This is a genomic window from Sphingobium xenophagum (assembly GCF_002288285.1).
In the GTDB taxonomy this organism is placed as follows: Bacteria; Pseudomonadota; Alphaproteobacteria; order Sphingomonadales; family Sphingomonadaceae; genus Sphingobium; species Sphingobium xenophagum.
The window spans coordinates 2,396,046-2,411,573 of record NZ_CP022745.1; the positions used below are offsets into that span (position 1 = coordinate 2,396,046).

At 64.5% G+C, this 15,528-nt stretch carries 13 protein-coding genes; 7 read left to right on the forward strand and 6 right to left on the reverse strand.

Features of this window, described 5'->3' with window-relative positions; all coding sequences use genetic code 11:
- Positions 1-40 precede the first annotated feature (40 nt).
- Positions 41-475: a DUF6265 family protein gene (locus CJD35_RS11855; protein ID WP_017182531.1), complete on the forward strand. Its 435-nt coding sequence runs from the start codon at positions 41-43 to the stop codon at positions 473-475.
- A gap of 97 nt (positions 476-572) precedes the next feature.
- Here CJD35_RS11855 and CJD35_RS11860 read toward each other — a convergent pair whose 3' ends face one another.
- Positions 573-2,261 carry a M28 family peptidase gene (locus CJD35_RS11860; protein WP_017182530.1) on the reverse strand — a complete coding sequence of 563 codons (1,689 nt, stop codon included), beginning with the start codon at positions 2,259-2,261 and terminating at the stop codon, positions 573-575.
- A 173-nt stretch (positions 2,262-2,434) separates the two neighbouring features.
- Here CJD35_RS11860 and CJD35_RS11865 point away from each other — a divergent pair, with 173 nt between their 5' ends.
- A complete protein-coding gene (locus CJD35_RS11865) occupies positions 2,435-4,393 on the forward strand; it encodes a S9 family peptidase (protein ID WP_095687082.1) in 1,959 nt (652 codons plus the stop codon).
- Between the two features lie 123 nt (positions 4,394-4,516).
- Here CJD35_RS11865 and wrbA read toward each other — a convergent pair whose 3' ends face one another.
- Both wrbA and CJD35_RS11875 read right to left on the reverse strand, forming a co-directional pair.
- The gene (wrbA, locus tag CJD35_RS11870; RefSeq protein WP_017182528.1) at positions 4,517-5,116 is read right to left on the reverse strand and encodes an NAD(P)H:quinone oxidoreductase; all 600 of its coding nucleotides are present in this window, start codon (positions 5,114-5,116) and stop codon (positions 4,517-4,519) included.
- A 108-nt stretch (positions 5,117-5,224) separates the two neighbouring features.
- Positions 5,225-5,944 (reverse strand): pirin family protein, encoded by a 720-nt coding sequence (locus CJD35_RS11875; protein ID WP_017182527.1) that lies wholly within the window; start codon positions 5,942-5,944, stop codon positions 5,225-5,227.
- A 105-nt stretch (positions 5,945-6,049) separates the two neighbouring features.
- On the opposite strand from CJD35_RS11875, the gene CJD35_RS11880 reads away from it, so the two are divergent.
- The 3 genes from CJD35_RS11880 to CJD35_RS11890 all read left to right on the forward strand — a co-directional run bounded on the left by CJD35_RS11880 (position 6,050) and on the right by CJD35_RS11890 (position 8,943).
- Positions 6,050-6,943, forward strand: a complete 894-nt coding sequence (locus tag CJD35_RS11880; protein ID WP_026002282.1) for a LysR family transcriptional regulator — start codon at positions 6,050-6,052, stop codon at positions 6,941-6,943.
- 208 nt (positions 6,944-7,151) lie between these two features.
- Entirely contained in the window at positions 7,152-7,859 is a 708-nt protein-coding gene (gene ctrA, locus CJD35_RS11885; protein ID WP_017182525.1) for a response regulator transcription factor CtrA, read from the forward strand.
- 136 nt (positions 7,860-7,995) lie between these two features.
- The gene (locus CJD35_RS11890) at positions 7,996-8,943 is read left to right on the forward strand and encodes an alpha/beta hydrolase (RefSeq protein WP_017182524.1); all 948 of its coding nucleotides are present in this window, start codon (positions 7,996-7,998) and stop codon (positions 8,941-8,943) included.
- Positions 8,944-9,049: 106 nt separating this feature from the next.
- On the opposite strand, the gene CJD35_RS11895 is transcribed toward CJD35_RS11890, so the two are convergent.
- Together CJD35_RS11895 and CJD35_RS11900 are read right to left on the reverse strand one after the other, a co-directional pair.
- Positions 9,050-9,676 (reverse strand): hypothetical protein, encoded by a 627-nt coding sequence (locus CJD35_RS11895; RefSeq protein ID WP_017182523.1) that lies wholly within the window; start codon positions 9,674-9,676, stop codon positions 9,050-9,052.
- Positions 9,677-9,775: 99 nt separating this feature from the next.
- On the reverse strand, positions 9,776-11,059 hold the full coding sequence (locus CJD35_RS11900; RefSeq protein WP_017182522.1) for a S8 family serine peptidase: 1,284 nt from the start codon (positions 11,057-11,059) through the stop codon (positions 9,776-9,778).
- Positions 11,060-11,147: 88 nt separating this feature from the next.
- On the opposite strand from CJD35_RS11900, the gene CJD35_RS11905 reads away from it, so the two are divergent.
- Both CJD35_RS11905 and CJD35_RS11910 read left to right on the forward strand, forming a co-directional pair.
- Entirely contained in the window at positions 11,148-11,636 is a 489-nt protein-coding gene (locus CJD35_RS11905; protein ID WP_017182521.1) for an RNA polymerase sigma factor, read from the forward strand.
- On the forward strand, positions 11,633-12,322 hold the full coding sequence (locus tag CJD35_RS11910; protein ID WP_017182520.1) for an anti-sigma factor family protein: 690 nt from the start codon (positions 11,633-11,635) through the stop codon (positions 12,320-12,322). Before CJD35_RS11905 ends, CJD35_RS11910 begins: the two co-directional genes overlap by 4 nt.
- Positions 12,323-12,384: 62 nt before the next feature.
- Here CJD35_RS11910 and CJD35_RS11915 read toward each other — a convergent pair whose 3' ends face one another.
- A complete protein-coding gene (locus tag CJD35_RS11915; protein WP_017182519.1) occupies positions 12,385-15,528 on the reverse strand; it encodes an amidohydrolase family protein in 3,144 nt (1,047 codons plus the stop codon).

Sequence of the window (15,528 nt, forward strand, 5' to 3'; positions counted from 1 at the left end):
GTCTGGACAGAGGGCGAAAGCCGTGAAGAGAAGAGTTTCGATGGTTGCTGCTGCCCTTTTGCTGGCATTGTCCGCAACAGCGCGTGCGGGCGAATTGCCCGACTGGCTGACGGGCGAATGGCTGCAAGTGCGGGACGATCGCTGGACCGAGGAGGTGTGGACACTCCCGCGCGGGGGCGTGATGATCGGCGTGGGGCGGACCGGGCGTGGTGGCGTGCTGCGATCGTGGGAAGTCATGCGGATCGTGCGGGCGGCTGACGGATCGCTCGCCTTCCACGGCGCACCCGAAGGCGGGACAGCGACGATATTCCCGGCCATTGCAGAAGGCGTGCGGGACATCAGCTTCGCCAATCCCGACCATGATTATCCGCAACGCATCCGCTATTGGCGGGAGGGGCGGCTGTTGATGGCCGAAACGGCGAAAATGGATGGCAGCCAGACACAAAGCTGGACATATGCGCCGATGGGCGAGTGAATGACCAACCGCCGCTCGCTTCGAGCATCGTCGAGAAGCCGCCTACACAAATGCAGCGCTTATCGACTTCGCTCGATACGAACGGAGGCGGGACGGATTACTTCCCCGCCCGGTCCTTGTCCCGAATGGCGCGGAACTCGTCGCCTTCCACCCAATTGGGCCAGTCGCTGCCGGTCGCCAGATCGCGGCCGACAGTATAATAGAGTTTCAGGTCGGCCAGCACCCCGGTCCAGTCCCAATTGGGATCATATTCGTCCTTGGGGCCATGATAGCGGTTCTTGGTATAATCCTCCGCAGCGGCGTTACCCGCTGCCGTGCCGCCGTTGACCAGATCCTCGCCCCCCTCGAAATAGAGCATCGGCAAGCCATGCTTGGCAAAGCTGAAATGGTCGGATCGGTAATAATAGCCCTTCTCCGGGGTAGGCTCCAGCGTCGCGACGCGCCCCTGTGCGCTGAGCGCCCGGTCGAGATAGGCATCAAGCTGCGACTTGCCCTTGCCGATCACCACGACATTTTTGGCGAGGCCCGCGACCGAGAGGGCGTCCATATTCACGCCGCCCACGGTCTGTGCGAAGGGGAACACCGGGTTGCTGCCATAATAGGCCGATCCAAGCAGCCCCGATTCCTCTGCCGTCACCGCCAGAAACACCTGGCTGCGATCGGTCGGCCCCGCCTTCACATTGGCTTCCGCCAGGGCCACCAGCGCCGCAGTGCCGGTCGCATTGTCGACGGCGCCGTTGCAGATGTCGTCGCCGTCCGGTGCAGCCTGGCAATGGCCCAGATGGTCCCAATGGGCGCTGTAAAGCACATATTCGTCGGGTCGCGTCTTGCCGGGCAGCAGCGCCACGACATTTTTGGACATATGTTTGCGCAGGTCATTGTCGAACGACACCGACGCCTTGACCGCGCCCAGCGGCACGGCCTTGAAGCCCGGCTTCCTGGCCGCTGCCATCTGCGCATCAAGGTCCATCCCCGCGCTGGCGAACAGGGCCTTCGCCTTGTCCTTCTGGATCCAGCCGATCGCGGCGGAAAGGCCGGCATTGCCGTCCGCACTGTCGGCGACATGCTGCGCGCCGGTCCAGCTCGACTGCACCACATTCCAGCCATAGGCGGCAGGCACCGTATCGTGCACGATGATCGCGGCGGCCGCGCCCTGTCGCGCCGCTTCCTCATATTTATAGGTCCAGCGGCCATAATAGGTCATCGCCCGGCCATTGAACGGCCCGGTCAGTCCCGGCGTTTCATAATCGGGATCATTGACCAGGATGATGACCGTCTTGCCCTTCACATCCACGCCGGCATAATCGTTCCACCCTTTTTCAGGGGCGTTGATGCCATAGCCGACAAACACGACCGGGCTGTCCTTGACCGCGATTTTCGGCTGCGTGGTGCGATAGGTGCCGATCACCATTTCCGGGCCATAGGTCGCGCTGACCGGGTTCTTGCCGCCCGTGAAGCTGAGCGGCGACACATTTTTCGCGGTAATCTCGACCAGCGGGACATCCTGAAACCAGCTGCCCTTGTTGCCGGGTTTCAGGCCCAGCTTGCCGAATTCGGCCGCGAGCAGGGCCAGCGTCTTTTCCTCGCCGGCCGAACCGGGCGCGCGGCCTTCATAGGCGTCGGACGAAAGCTCCTGCACCAGCCGTTTCATCGTGTCGATCGACGGTTCGACCGCAGCCGGAGTCGTCGCCGATGCCGAAGCGGGCGGCGCGTCGGTACCGTCGCTGGAACAAGCGGCGAGCGGGAGGGCGAGGGCGGCCGCAATGGCCAGCAGCGACGTTCGCATCAGGGCATATCCCCTATCTGAGAGTTGTTATTATACGATTGTAATGCCCCGTGATGCCATTGTGAGAGAGCAAGGGCAAGCAAGGCAGTTGCGCGCGACATCCGCTTCGCTTAGCCCCTGAACCAACAGGAAAATTTGGGGGGAATTCGGGCATGGTCCGTTTCGGTAAAGCAATGATGTTGGCGCTGCTGGCGGCGGGGACAGCGCAGGGCGCGCTCGCCCAGACGCAACCCGACGCGCTGGCCAAAGCCTTTGGCGCGCGCGAGACAGTGATTTCCGCCAGCCTCTCGCCGGATGGCTCGAAAATCGCGCTGGTTTCCGCAGGGCCGGGGCGAAGCAGTCGCGCTTATGTGCTTGAGGCCAGGGAAGGCGCTGAACTGGTTGCGGCCGCGACGACGTCCGGCAATCCGGATTATATGTCCCGCTGCGACTGGGTCGCTGCCGCCCGACTCGCTTGCCAGATTTATAGTGAAACGCGCTACGCTGACGATGTGTATGGATCCAGCAATGTGTTCGCGGTCGATGCGTCAGGCGGCAATACCAAGCTGCTGAGCCAGCGGCGCGGCCAGAACGCGCTATCCTACGACTTTCGCGGTGGTGACATCGTGGATCTGCTGCCGGGAGAGGACGGCGCGATCCTGATGACCCGTTCCTATGTTCCGGAAGCCAAAATCGGCAGTCTTATCGAAAAACGCCTGGAGGGCCTGGGGGTCGACCGAATCGACACGCGCAGCGGCAGCGGGAAGCGGGTCGAGACACCGGCCAAATTGGCGATCGATTATATCTCCGATGGCGTCGGTAACGTTCGCGTCATGGGGATGCAGGAGATCAAGGGAACGGGCTATTCCAAGGGGACCTATAAATTCCTCTATCGGCCGCAGGGAAAGTCGGGCTGGAGCGATCTGTCCACTTACGACGTGCGCGACAATAGCGGCTTCTATCCGCTCGCTGTCGATCCGCAGAAGAACATCGTCTATGGCTTTGAAAAGACTGACGGGCGCGATGCGCTGATGTCGATTTCGCTGGACCCGGCGCTTGAAAAGAAGGTCGTTTTTGCCCATCCGCAGGTGGACGTTACCGGGCTGATCCGCGTCGGGCGTGACCGGCGGGTTGTCGGCGCGAGCTACGCGCTCGACCATCGCGAAGCCATCTATTTTGACCCGACGGTGTCATCGCTGGTCACATCGCTGGGCAAGGCGCTGGGCGGCAAGTCCATCCATATCGGCGACATGAGCAGCGACGGCCAAAAAGTGTTGGTGTGGGCGGGTAGCGACATCGATCCGGGCCAATATTATCTGTTCGACCGCACGGCGCGCAAATTGTCGCCGCTAATGCCCGATCGTCCCGAATTGGCAGACCGCCAGTTGGCGAAAATGCAGTCCGTTAGTTTCAAGGCGGGCGATGGCGTCACGATCCCGGCCTATCTGACGCTGCCGCCCGGCAAGGAAACGGCCAAGGGGTTGCCAGCAATCGTGATGCCGCATGGCGGCCCGGAGGCGCGCGACGAATGGGGCTTCGACTGGATGGTGCAATATTATGCCGCGCGCGGCTTTGCCGTCATCCAGCCGCAATTTCGCGGGTCGGCTGGTTTTGGCGAGCAATGGCTGATGCGCAACGGCTATCGCTCGTGGCGCAAGGCGATCAACGACGTTGTCGATGCCGGACGCTGGCTTGTCGCGCAGGGCATTGCCGATCCCGCCAGACTGACGATCGCTGGCTGGTCCTATGGGGGCTATGCCGCGCTACAGGCGCAGGTGATCGATCCTGATCTCTTCAAAGCTGTCGTCGCGATTGCCCCCGTTACCGATTTTGGCGATCGGCTGCGGCGTGCCCAGTTTGATAGCAGCTATCTGGTGCAGCAGCAGCGCATGGGCACGGGAACGGAAGCCGAGGAAGCGTCCCCCTCCAGCCACGCCGCGCAGTTCCGCGCGCCGGTGCTGATGTTCCACGGCACCGCAGACGGCAATGTCGACGTCACCCAGGCGAAGATCATGCAGGGCAAGCTGGAAGGGGCGGGCAAGCGCAGCCGTCTCGTCATTTATGACGGGCTTGCACATGGTCTGAACGATAGTGATGCCCGCGCCGACATGCTGCAACAGAGCGCTGACTTCCTGCTCGCCGCCGGGAAATAGGCGATGGAAAAGGAGGCTGGCGCACAGTCCTTACGCACCAGCCTCCGCGGCTTGCCTTCACCCTGGTACGACCCGGAGGCTCGGCAGCTGCAACTTACAGACGATGTGAGCGGCCGATAACCGTCAGCCGTGCAGTTTGATCGCGGTTTCCGCGATCCGGCGGCCCTGATAGCGCGCGCCGTCCAGTTCCTCTTCGGACGGCTGGCGGCTGCCGTCGCTGTCGGCCAGCGTCGTCGCGCCATAGGGCGATCCGCCGCGCACCTTGTCCACGCCAATCTGGCCCTGGAAGCCATAGTCCAGACCCACGATGGTCATGCCGAAATGCAGCAGGTTGGTGATGATCGAAAACAGCGTGGTTTCCTGTCCGCCATGCTGGCTGGCGGTCGAGGTGAACGCCCCGCCTACCTTGCCATTGAGCGCGCCGCGCGCCCACAGCCCGCCGGCCTGGTCCAGGAAGGCCGCCATCTGGCTGGATATGCGGCCAAAACGGGTGCCGGTGCCGACGATGATCGCGTCATAGCCCGCCAGTTCTTCCACGCTCGCGACCGGGGCGTCCTGATCCAGTTTGAAATACGCGTTCTTGGCGACTTCGAGCGGTGCGGTTTCGGGTACGCGCTTGATGTCGACCTGCGCGCCCGTGGCGGCAGCGCCTTCGGCGACTGCCTTGGCCATCGTTTCGACATGCCCGTAGGAAGAATAATAGAGAACCAGAACCTTAGCCATGATGTGCTCCTTGGTTGAAGGGGAGAAGGGGTGCCGCCCGCGCAAGGGGAGGGGGAGAGTGCGCGGGCGGCGGCCAGCCCGTCCGGGGGGAAGGACGGGCCGGAAAGCCTAGATGCTGTCGACCAGGACGATTTCGGCATCCTCGATCGCGGTGATGGTGATGGGCGCGCCGCCAATGATCGCCGCGCCATCGCGTGCTTCAAACGTCTCGCCATCGATAGTGATCCGTCCCGTCGCGGGCACGAGATAGAGATGGCGTCCTTCCGCACTGTCATAGGTCACGCTCTCACCCGCACGGATGGTGCCGCCCAGCAGGCGCGCGTCGGCGCGGATACGCAGGGCTTCCGCGTCCTCGTCATAGCCGCTGGCCAGCACGATCAGCTTGCCCGACCGCTCGCCACGCGGAAACGGCTTGGCGCCCCAGCTTGGGCTGCCGCCGCGTGCGCGCGGGATGACCCAGATCTGGAACAGGGTGGTCGTTACGTCCTCCAGATTATATTCGGCGTGCCGGATGCCGGTGCCGGCCGACATGACCTGAACATCGCCCGCTTGCGTGCGGCCCTGATTGCCCAGGCTGTCCTTGTGCGTGATCGCGCCGGTGCGGACATAGGTGATGATTTCCATGTCGGCATGGGGGTGGGGCGGAAAGCCCGAACGCGGGCCGATCTCGTCATCATTCCATACCCGGATCGCACCCCAGTGCATGCGATCGTCGTCATGATAATCGGCGAATGAAAAATGGTGGCGGGCGTTCAGCCAGCCATGATCGGCATGACCCAGCGACGCGAAGGGGCGGCGCTCGATACGGTTTGCGGTATGCGTGTTCATATCCTTGCCTTTCCAGATATCGACCGGACTTCCGGCTTGCTTTCCGCCAATCTAGTGATCAGGATCGTTTCCGAAACACGCAGCATCGAAACGGATTGTTTCCCCATGCGACTACCTGATTTTGAGGCCTGGGCGATGTTCGCCGCCGTGGTCGAACATCGCAGCTTCACCGACGCGGCCAGGGCGCTGAGCGTGTCGAAAGCCACTGTGTCCAAGGCCGTGACCCGGCTGGAAGAGCATCTGGATACCAGCCTTTTCAACCGCACCAGCCGCCGTCTGGCGTTGACCGAAAGCGGCAAGAGGCTGGCTGACCATGCCCATCGCATATTGGCCGAAGGGCAGGCGGCGGAGGAAGCCGCGCGCGAGGAAACTGCCGACCTGTCGGGTGTCGTCCGGCTTGGCGCGCCGATGAGCTTTGGCCTGTTGCGCATCGCCCCGCTGATCGCCCGCTTCACGCAGGAACATCCGCTGGTCGATATCGACCTGCATCTGTCCGACGCGCATATCGACCTTATCGAAATGGGACTGGATGCGACCATCCGCATCGCCGACATGCCCGACAGTTCGCTCCGCGCCCGCCGTCTGGCCGACGTGGATATTCATGTCGTCGCGTCACCCGCCTATCTGGGGGCGCGGGGACGGCCCATGCATCCGTCCGATCTGAGCGGTCATGACTGCTTCTGCTATTCCAATGTCACTACGCCGGACGTGTGGCGCTTTGCCGGACCGGGGCAACAAAATGTGGTGGTGCAGGTCCGATCGCGCCTGACCGTCAATAGCGGCGACGCGATGTTGCCGGCCCTGCGCGCCGGCGTGGGCATCGCCCGGCTGCCCGATTTCATCGTGGGTGAAGCGCTGGCCAGCGGCGAACTGGAAGAGGTGCTGGTCGATTGGCGCGCGCCGCCCTTTGGCCTCCATCTCGTCACGCCGCCGTCGCGATTGCGCCCCGCCCGCGTCGATGCGCTGCTGGATTTCATCACCCGGCACCATGGCTGCTGATGCTCGTTTCGCAGGTGAATCATTCTTGACTCGCGGAGAATCGTTTCGGCCTCAACTCTTTGTAAATAGATTCGTTTTTTGGCGACTCGTGGATTTCTGCGGGTTAGCGAAAAATTAACCTTTGTCCTTCAGAAGTTTTTTGGTTAATGAATTGGAGTAGATGCCGTTCTGGTGGGGTGAACGGACCTGCGACGCAAAGGGGCTTCACATGCGCGTGCTGCTGATTGAGGATGAACCGACCACCGCCAAGGCGATTGAGCTGATGCTCACGACCGAAGGTTTCAATGTCTACACAACCGATCTGGGCGAGGAAGGTCTCGATCTCGGCAAGCTGTATGATTACGACATCATCTGCCTGGATCTCAACCTGCCCGACATGCACGGCTATGACGTGCTGAAGAAGCTTCGCGCTGCCAAGGTGCAGACGCCGGTGCTGATCCTGTCGGGTATTGCCGAAATGGACAGCAAGGTCCGCTCCTTCGGCTTTGGCGCCGACGATTATGTGACCAAGCCCTTCCATCGCGAAGAGCTGATCGCCCGTATCCACGCCGTGGTGCGCCGGTCGAAGGGCCATTCGCAATCGGTCATCCGTACCGGCAAGCTGGCCGTCAACCTGGACGCCAAGACGGTGGAAGTGGACGGCAACCGCGTTCACCTGACCGGCAAGGAATATGCCATGCTGGAGCTGCTCTCGCTCCGCAAGGGCACGACCCTGACCAAGGAAATGTTCCTCAACCATCTTTATGGCGGGATGGACGAGCCGGAACTCAAGATCATCGACGTGTTCATCTGCAAGCTGCGCAAGAAACTGGCGCTGGCCTGCAACGGCGACAATTATATCGAAACCGTCTGGGGCCGTGGCTATGTGCTGCGCGATCCGGAAGAGGCGCTGGAAGAACAGGCCAAGGTCGCCTGACGCTTTCGCGCGTCATGCGCTAAACGGGGGTGTAAAGGCCGGTGATCCGACAGGATCATCGGCCTTTTCCGTTGTGACGGGGCCGGGCCTGCCATAGGAGAATGTCCGCCAAGGATATAATTTCCCAGGAGAGGCCATGACGACCCGCCATCTGATTGATCCAGAAATCGTCCCCGTGCTCGATTTTCTGCCAGATCTGGACCTGAGCCACGATGCGCTGCCGATCATGCGGGCGGGCATGGCTGCGATGGAACGGCCTGGGCCGGTGGCAATTCCCGACATTCGCATGATCCCCGGTCGCGATGGCGCGCCGGATGTGCCGCTTCATATCTTCAATGCCGATCCTGCCGCTCGGCCCCGTCCAGCCATATTGCACATCCATGGCGGTGGCATGGTGATGGGGACGGCTGATGCGGCGAGCCGCTCGATCGGGCCGATGGCAGAGGCCATGGGGTTCGTCGCCGCCTCCGTCGATTATCGACTGGCGCCCGAAACAGCCTTTCCGGGGCCACAGGAGGATTGCTACGCCGCGCTCGCGTGGCTGGTCGCACAGGCCGATACGCTTGGCATCGATCCGCAGCGCATCGTCGTGTTGGGGGAAAGCGCCGGTGGCGGGCTGGCGGCGGCGCTGGCGCTGATGGTGCGGGACCGGGGCGACATGGCGCTGGCGGGACAAATGCTCATCTATCCCATGCTGGACCATCGCACCGGCGGAGCGGAATGCCGCTGGCAATCGGCAGGCACCGGCGAATTCATCTGGACACGCGCTTCCAACCAGTTTTGCTGGGACGCATTGCGCGGCGATTATGGCTGCGACGATGCGCGCAAGGGCTGGTTCTCTCCGGCGCTGGCGGATGATCTGGCTGGATTGCCGCCGACCTATGTGGCGGTCGGGGCGCTCGATCTGTTTCTCGACGAGGATCTGGATTTCGTACGGCGTCTGGCCGGGGCAGGGGTGCCGGTGGAATGTCATGTCTATCCGGGCGCGATCCATGCTTTCGACATCGTGGCGACCGCGCGCGTCGCGCAGCAATCGCGCAATGACCTGACCGGCGCAATCCGCCGGATGCTTGCTCTCGATTGATGCAAAAATGGGCCGACGATCCGGTCTGGATCGTCGGCCCGGTCAGGCGACGGGGCGGGATATGACGGCTTGGAACTTGGCCGCCATCCCCCTTTCCCCTGCGGGGTCAATCTTCCGCCTGACTTTCAGGAGCGGCGCTGGTCGAACCAGCAGTTTGTCCACCCCCTGAAACCTGGCCGCTGGCGTCGATCGATGCAGCGCCGTTTACAGCGCCGGTTGCGCTGCCAACGGTCGATCCTGCCCGATCACGAACCGCGCCAACGGCCTGTCCAGCCCGGTCCTTGGTTGTACTGACGGCACCGTTCGCACGATCCCGTACTGCCCCGACGCCATTGGCGGCCCGATCACGCACATTGCCCACGGCATTGCGCGCATCGCTGGTACCCAGCGTGTCGACCGCCAGACTGCCACCCGCCGATCCGCTGGCCGAACCCGACGCGCTGCCGCTGCGGCTCTTGTCCCGGCGGGTCAGTGAACCGCTGGCATTGCCATCGGCCCGGCCATTGCCCGATCCGTTCGCGCCGACCCGGCCATTGTCGAGGTCGATGCTGCGGTCGAGGCCGATGCCACCGCTGCCCGACCCGCCCAGCGTGCCGCCCAAGCTGCCGCCTACGCCGCCGATCGACCCGCCCAGCAGACCGCCACCGCCACCGCCGCCCAGCAACTGGGCCGATGCGGGAACCGCGGTCAGCGTTGCGATACAGGCCGCCACGATCATGAACTTGCTCTTCATCGCTTGTCTCCTTGTTGACTGTCGATGCAATGCAGGGACAACGGGAGGAGACAGGCGTTTAATCCCGCGCTGGCGGAAAAAATCGTAACCGATTAAAAATTAGTCATTATTTCTGCATGTGGCGCAAATGATCCCCTTGCCGAAGCCGCGCGCCTTGCCCTTTGGCGCCTCCACTTCAGCCAGCAGCGCATTCAGGCTGCCCCGCACCAGCAGCCGCCCCGCGACCAGCGGCGCGGCAAAGCTGGTGCCGCGCACCGCGCCCTTGCCGCCGTCACTGCGCGCTGCGTTCATGTCCGCGCCCGGTGCGGCAAAATCGACATGGGCGGCGCGGCCTGCTTCAGGCAACAGGCGTCCGCGTCCGTCAATGCCGGTGACGGCGACCACATCCGTATAGGAAGCGGGGTAGGCGGGCGGTGCTGCCGGGCCGTCATTGCCCACCGCTGCGACCACCGTGACGCCCTTGTCGCGCGCCAGCCGGATCGCCCCCGCCAATAGCGGATTGTCCGGTCCGACCAGGCTGACCGTGACGACCGGCACGCCGCGCGCTGCCATCCAGCCCAGCGCGCGCACGATCGCAAAGGCGCCGCCGCCCGCCGGATCATCGCCATAGACGTCCGCGACCAGCAAGGGCGCGCCCGGCGCCGCGCCGCGCACGCTGCCTGTCCCGCTGATCAGCGAAGCGACCGCCGTGCCATGGGCGCTTGCGCGCGGCGCGCCACGCGCGAAGCCACGCTGTTCGACCGGCCCCGTCAGCGCCGGATGGCGCGCGACGCCGCCGTCGATCAGTCCCGCTGCGCCGCGTCCGACCGTACCGCCTCCAGCCAGTACCCCCACTGCCGCGCCATTGGCCGACCCGCCGGGGAAATAGAGATTGTCGGCGCTGGCCTGCGCCCTGGGCGCGATCCTGCGCACATCCTTCAGCGCCCGCGCCAGACTGCGGCCCTGCGGCACCTGCAACCGCGCAATGGTCAGGTCCAGCCCGTCCACCGCCTCGTTATCCACGCCAAAACCCGCGGCTTTGAGCGCGTCGAGACTGGCGGCATCCGCGCCGGTCAGCAATATCACTCCCCGCCGCGCGGGTTCGCGCCGGTCGTCCAGTTCGACCCTATCGCCATGCCGCCGCAGCAGATCGCCCACCCGTGTCGCGCGCGCCGCCACCAGCCGATCGGCCAGCCGCGCCGGGGACAGGCGCTCCAGTCCGCTGCCCTCGACCAGCCCGTCGACCCGGTTCAGCACATCGGGCACCACCTGCCCGACGGGCCCGCTGCCGCCCAGCAGTTGCGCCTGTGCGCCCGGCGCAATCAGCATCAGCCCGGCGATCATCCAGGGGCGGGTCAATTTCATGGCGTCGTCACCGGTCCTTTCGGGTGCATGATAAACCATCGCACGAATATTTCCGTTTTTTCCTCGGCTGTGGGATGAAACGACCGGGCAGGCACGTTTCATCCCAGGAACATTGTACGGAGGCCCGATGTCGTTCGAGCATGATTTGCTGGCGATCCTGCCCAGGTTGCGGCGCTTTGCCGCCAGCTTGTCGCGCGATCGTGCCGATGGCGACGACCTGTGCCAGGCCGCGCTGGAGCGGGCGCTCAAGGCGCGCGACCAATGGCAGCCGGGCACTCGCCTCGACAGCTGGATATATCGGATCATGCGCAACCTGTGGATCGACGAAGCCCGCGCGCGCCAGCGGGCGGCCAGGACATTCGCGCCGGAGGAAGCGGGCGAGCATGTCGGTCATGCCGGCGATCATGACATAGAAACGCATATGCGCCTGTCCGACGTGGATCGGGCGATGCAGGCGCTGCCGGATGAACAGCGCGAAGCCATCGCGCTCGTGCTGGTGGAGGGCCTGTCCTACAAGGAGGCCGCCGCCGTGCTGGGGGTGCCGATGGGCACGCTGACATCGCGGCTGGTGCGCGGGCGCGGGGCGCTCATTGAACTGATGGGGGAAGCGGCATGACCGATATTGACGAAGCCATGCTGATCGCACTGGTCGATGGCGAACTGGATGATGTGACCCGCCGCCGCGTCGAACGCGCCATGGCGGAAGACCCTGCACTGGCCGAGCGCGTGGCGATGCACCGCCGGTTGCGGGAGCGGCTGGCGGGCCATTATGCGCCGATCGCGCAGGAACCGCTGCCTGAGGCAATGCGCGCTCTGGTGGAGGATAGCGCCAGGGTCGTGCCTTTGGCGCGTCCTGCGCCGCGCTGGCGGGGATGGGTGACGGGTGGCGCGATCGCCGCAAGCCTCGTGCTGGGCCTTGGCCTTGGTCGCCTGAGCGGCGGGGAGGGCGGACCGATCGGCGTGCAGAATGGCGTCATGATCGCGCAGGGCGGGCTGGCGCAGGCGCTCGACACGCAACTGGCCTCGGCACAGGGCGATGGCGAGATCCGCATCGGCCTGACCTTCCAGCGCAAGGGCGGCGGCTGGTGCCGCAGCTTCGACGGGACACTCGCGGGCGTTGCTTGTCGTGAGGGCGATGGCTGGCAAGTGCAACAGGCGCTGCCCGGCGCGGGGCAGGCGCATGGCTATCATCAGGCGTCGTCAGCGGACGTGCGGGTCATGGCGACGGTCGACGCGCTGATCGAAGGCGCGCCCGTTGACGCGGCGGGGGAGAAGGCCGCGAAGGCGAAGGGCTGGCGTTAGGGACCACCGCCCGTTCGCTCTTCGCGTCGCTATTCCTGATGGCGTTTCAGTCCGCCGCCAGCCTAGACATGCTCCACCGCATGGCCCGCACAACATGCGGCCCGGCTCGATTCCACATATTCGGCATCGTGCCACCAGAAATGCTGGTGGGCGTCGGCCAGCATCGGTAGCACCGGCGTCAGGTCCGCTTGCGGCTTGGCACCCACGAACGGGGCCATCAGAGCATCGGGTGTATGGACCACGCCGTTTGCCACCACCTGCCGGACATTGGCGACGGCGCTGACGTCCCTCAACGGATCACCCTCCACCAGGATCAGGTCCGCCAACATGCCGCGTTCGATCCGGCCGATCTGCTCGTTCAGAAATTCGCCCGACCAGCGCGTCGTCATCATCAGCGCGTCGAACGGAGACACGCCATATTTCACCATGCCCCGCAGGTTGAGGTGCAGGCTGATCGCGGTAAGATCAATCGGCGCGTCGGTGCCGGACAGGGGGTGCCATCCCGCCGCCAGCATCTGCTTGATCTGTGCCACCTGCCGTTCCAGCGAGGCCAGCATCACCGCGCCGCCTTCGCCCGACATGGCCTTGACCCGTCCGGTCAGCTTGGCGAACTCCCAGTCGGGATAGAGGGTGGTGATCCGGGGATCGCGGGTGAAGCTGTCGTCCAGCCCCAGCAGCGCAGTCGCGGCGAACAATGTTGGCGTCCGTCCGGCCCTGGCGGCAGAGAACAGATCATTGACGTCATGATAGCCACCGCCCAGCCCCGTGACGGTGCGCGAATAGCCATAGCGGTTGGTCGCGCCGATATGCTCCATGCAGTCCATGCCGCTGTGAAGCGCGGGATAATGATAGTGGGATGACAAGGGCATCCCCATCCGGTGCGATGCGTCGACCACTTCCTTCTGCGTGTCGTGGCGCAGCCGGACATAGGTTTTGACCATGTCATAATCGAGCAGGCGCGCCCGCTCCAGTTCCAGCGTCATCTGCCCCGGTTCGGTCACTGGCCGCATGAAATTGTAGAAGATGCGCCCGCCATCGATTGCTTCGCCCGTGGCGTAATGGCGCGCGGCGATCCGCTTGCCGCTCTGGATTGCCTCGCGATCCTCGACCATGTGATAGGCCGGACAGCCCGGTGATCGCGTCGCGGTGATACCCATGGCGAGCCAGAGACGCCCCATCCGGTCGCCATAGCCATAGCCCGCCATCTGCCGGTGGGTGTGCATGTCGATAAGGCCCGGCATCAGCGTCAGGTCCGGCGCGTCGATAAAGCGGGCATTGGCGTCGGACGGCGCGCCGCCATCATGCGGCGTGACCGCGGTGATGACGTTGCCGTCGATCACCACGTCGACGCCGCCCTTGTAGGCCGGGGACAGCGCGTCCCAGACTTTGCCAGCCCTGATGACGGTGCGACCCGAAGGCTTGGCATTGGCCCATGTCAGGCGGCAAGGCACGGTCTGCGGCTTGCCGCCTGAGACCGGGACGAGCCGCAATTTTCCGCCGCTCAGATACAGGAGTGACCGGGAATCCCCGCTCCAGCTTGGCGCATCGGCTAGTTCGGTGCTGACCTGGCGCGGCGCGCCGGTGAAGCTGCCGTCCGGTGCGACGGGCGCGACCCAAAGCGTGCTGGCGAAGACGAAGGCCATTGCCTTGCCATCGGGCGACCAGACCGGCCCGTCATGGCCGCGCGTGCCGAGCGACTTGCCGTCGAACACCGGGCGATAGGTGCCTTTGCCGGTCGCCAGATCGATCGACAATATCTGGCTCGCCCCTTCGCGATAGCGGCCCGTCACCGGCTTGAAGGCGGCATAGGCGATGGTCTGGCCATCGGGACCGAAACTGGGCCGCCCCGGTTCCCAGATCGCGTCGAAGCGCTTGCGCACTGTGCCGCTCGCGACTTCGACGGTATGGAGCGCGCCTTCCTGATCCAGAAAGGCAATCAGCTTTCCGTCCTGCGACCAGCTGCCCCAGGCGACGGCCTTGTCCGGGATGTTGGTCAGTTGCCGTTCCTTGCCAGTGCTGACGTCATGCAGCCACAGGTCCAGCGTGCCGCCCCGGTCGCAACTATAGGCGATCGTCCCGCCGTCTGGCGACCAGGCCGGATCGCATTTGTGGAAGGCGTCGCCCACGATGATGCGGGGCGTCCCGCCGACCGGCATTAGATAAAGATCATTGAGCGCGGCAAAGACGATCTGCTTGCCGTCAGGCGACAGCATCGGCGCGGCAATGCCCATGACGGGTTTTGGTGTCGTGGAGGTGAAATCGCGCGCCTTCTTTTTGTAATCGGGCGTCGTTACCGGGATCTCCGCAGTGAAGGGCACGACCGTCGCCTTACCGCCCTGCCACCGCCGCAACTTGCCGCCGGAGCCATAGAGGATCGCACCATCCGCCGTGAAAGCGGGGCGGAAAGGGTAGAGATCTTCGCCCTCGACAACACTCTCGCCGTCCACGACCAGCGTTACCGAGCCGGGCTGGACGCGCGTATAGGCGATACGGCCGTCCGGCGCGAAGGTCGGGGCCATGATCGCCGACGGATTGAAGCGATCGGGGGAGGGGGGCACTGATGCCGCCTCGCTGACCGCGCCGGTTGCCACATCGGCGATAACCAGTTTCGTACCGCCCGCCACATAGGCGATCCGCTGACCATCGGGCGACCAGCACGGTTCGCTGTCATTGCTCGTTCCGCTGGACAGCGGCGTCACCCGACCCGACGCCACATCCAGCAGATAGATGGCGTAGCGCCCGTCCGCCCGATCGCTGGAAAAGGCGATGGTCCGGCCATCGGGCGACCAGCGCGGTTCACGATCGTCCAGCAGCCCGTCCGTATGCTGGCGCATGTCGCTGCCATCGGCCGCGACCGACCAGATGTGGAAATTGCCGCTGCGATAGGATTGGAACGCAATGCGCTTGCCATCGGGCGACCAGTCGGGCTGGGCCAGATCGTCAAAATCGCCGGTCAGCCGTTTCAGCGGTCCGCCAGCGACCGGCATCGTCCACAAGATGCCGAGCAGGTCGAAGGCGATCCGGCTGCCATCGGGCGACAAGGAGAGTGCGACATTGGTGGCGTCCTCTACACGCACCATCGTTTCCTTGCCTGCCCCCGGCGCGCCGTCCGATTGCGCGACCGATGCAACGCTGCCCGCCGCCAGCAAGCCGATCCCACTCGCCGCAATCGCCTCGCGCCGGCTCACGCCCGGTTCGTTCTTCAT

Bases quoted from the DNA above. Each gene is read 5' to 3' on its own strand.
- CJD35_RS11865 (WP_095687082.1), top strand. From the start codon at position 2,435: ATGATGTTGGCGCTGCTGGCGGCGGGGACAGCGCAGGGCGCGCTCGCC.
- CJD35_RS11875 (WP_017182527.1), bottom strand. From the start codon at position 5,944: ATGAACACGCATACCGCAAACCGTATCGAGCGCCGCCCCTTCGCGTCG.
- ctrA (WP_017182525.1), top strand. From the start codon at position 7,152: ATGCGCGTGCTGCTGATTGAGGATGAACCGACCACCGCCAAGGCGATT.
- CJD35_RS11900 (WP_017182522.1), bottom strand. From the start codon at position 11,059: ATGGTTTATCATGCACCCGAAAGGACCGGTGACGACGCCATGAAATTG.
- CJD35_RS11880 (WP_026002282.1), top strand. From the start codon at position 6,050: ATGCGACTACCTGATTTTGAGGCCTGGGCGATGTTCGCCGCCGTGGTC.
- CJD35_RS11890 (WP_017182524.1), top strand. From the start codon at position 7,996: ATGACGACCCGCCATCTGATTGATCCAGAAATCGTCCCCGTGCTCGAT.
- CJD35_RS11895 (WP_017182523.1), bottom strand. From the start codon at position 9,676: ATGAAGAGCAAGTTCATGATCGTGGCGGCCTGTATCGCAACGCTGACC.
- CJD35_RS11915 (WP_017182519.1), bottom strand. From the start codon at position 15,528: ATGAAGAACGAACCGGGCGTGAGCCGGCGCGAGGCGATTGCGGCGAGT.
- CJD35_RS11905 (WP_017182521.1), top strand. From the start codon at position 11,148: ATGTCGTTCGAGCATGATTTGCTGGCGATCCTGCCCAGGTTGCGGCGC.
- CJD35_RS11860 (WP_017182530.1), bottom strand. From the start codon at position 2,261: ATGCGAACGTCGCTGCTGGCCATTGCGGCCGCCCTCGCCCTCCCGCTC.
- wrbA (WP_017182528.1), bottom strand. From the start codon at position 5,116: ATGGCTAAGGTTCTGGTTCTCTATTATTCTTCCTACGGGCATGTCGAA.
- CJD35_RS11855 (WP_017182531.1), top strand. From the start codon at position 41: ATGGTTGCTGCTGCCCTTTTGCTGGCATTGTCCGCAACAGCGCGTGCG.
- CJD35_RS11910 (WP_017182520.1), top strand. From the start codon at position 11,633: ATGACCGATATTGACGAAGCCATGCTGATCGCACTGGTCGATGGCGAA.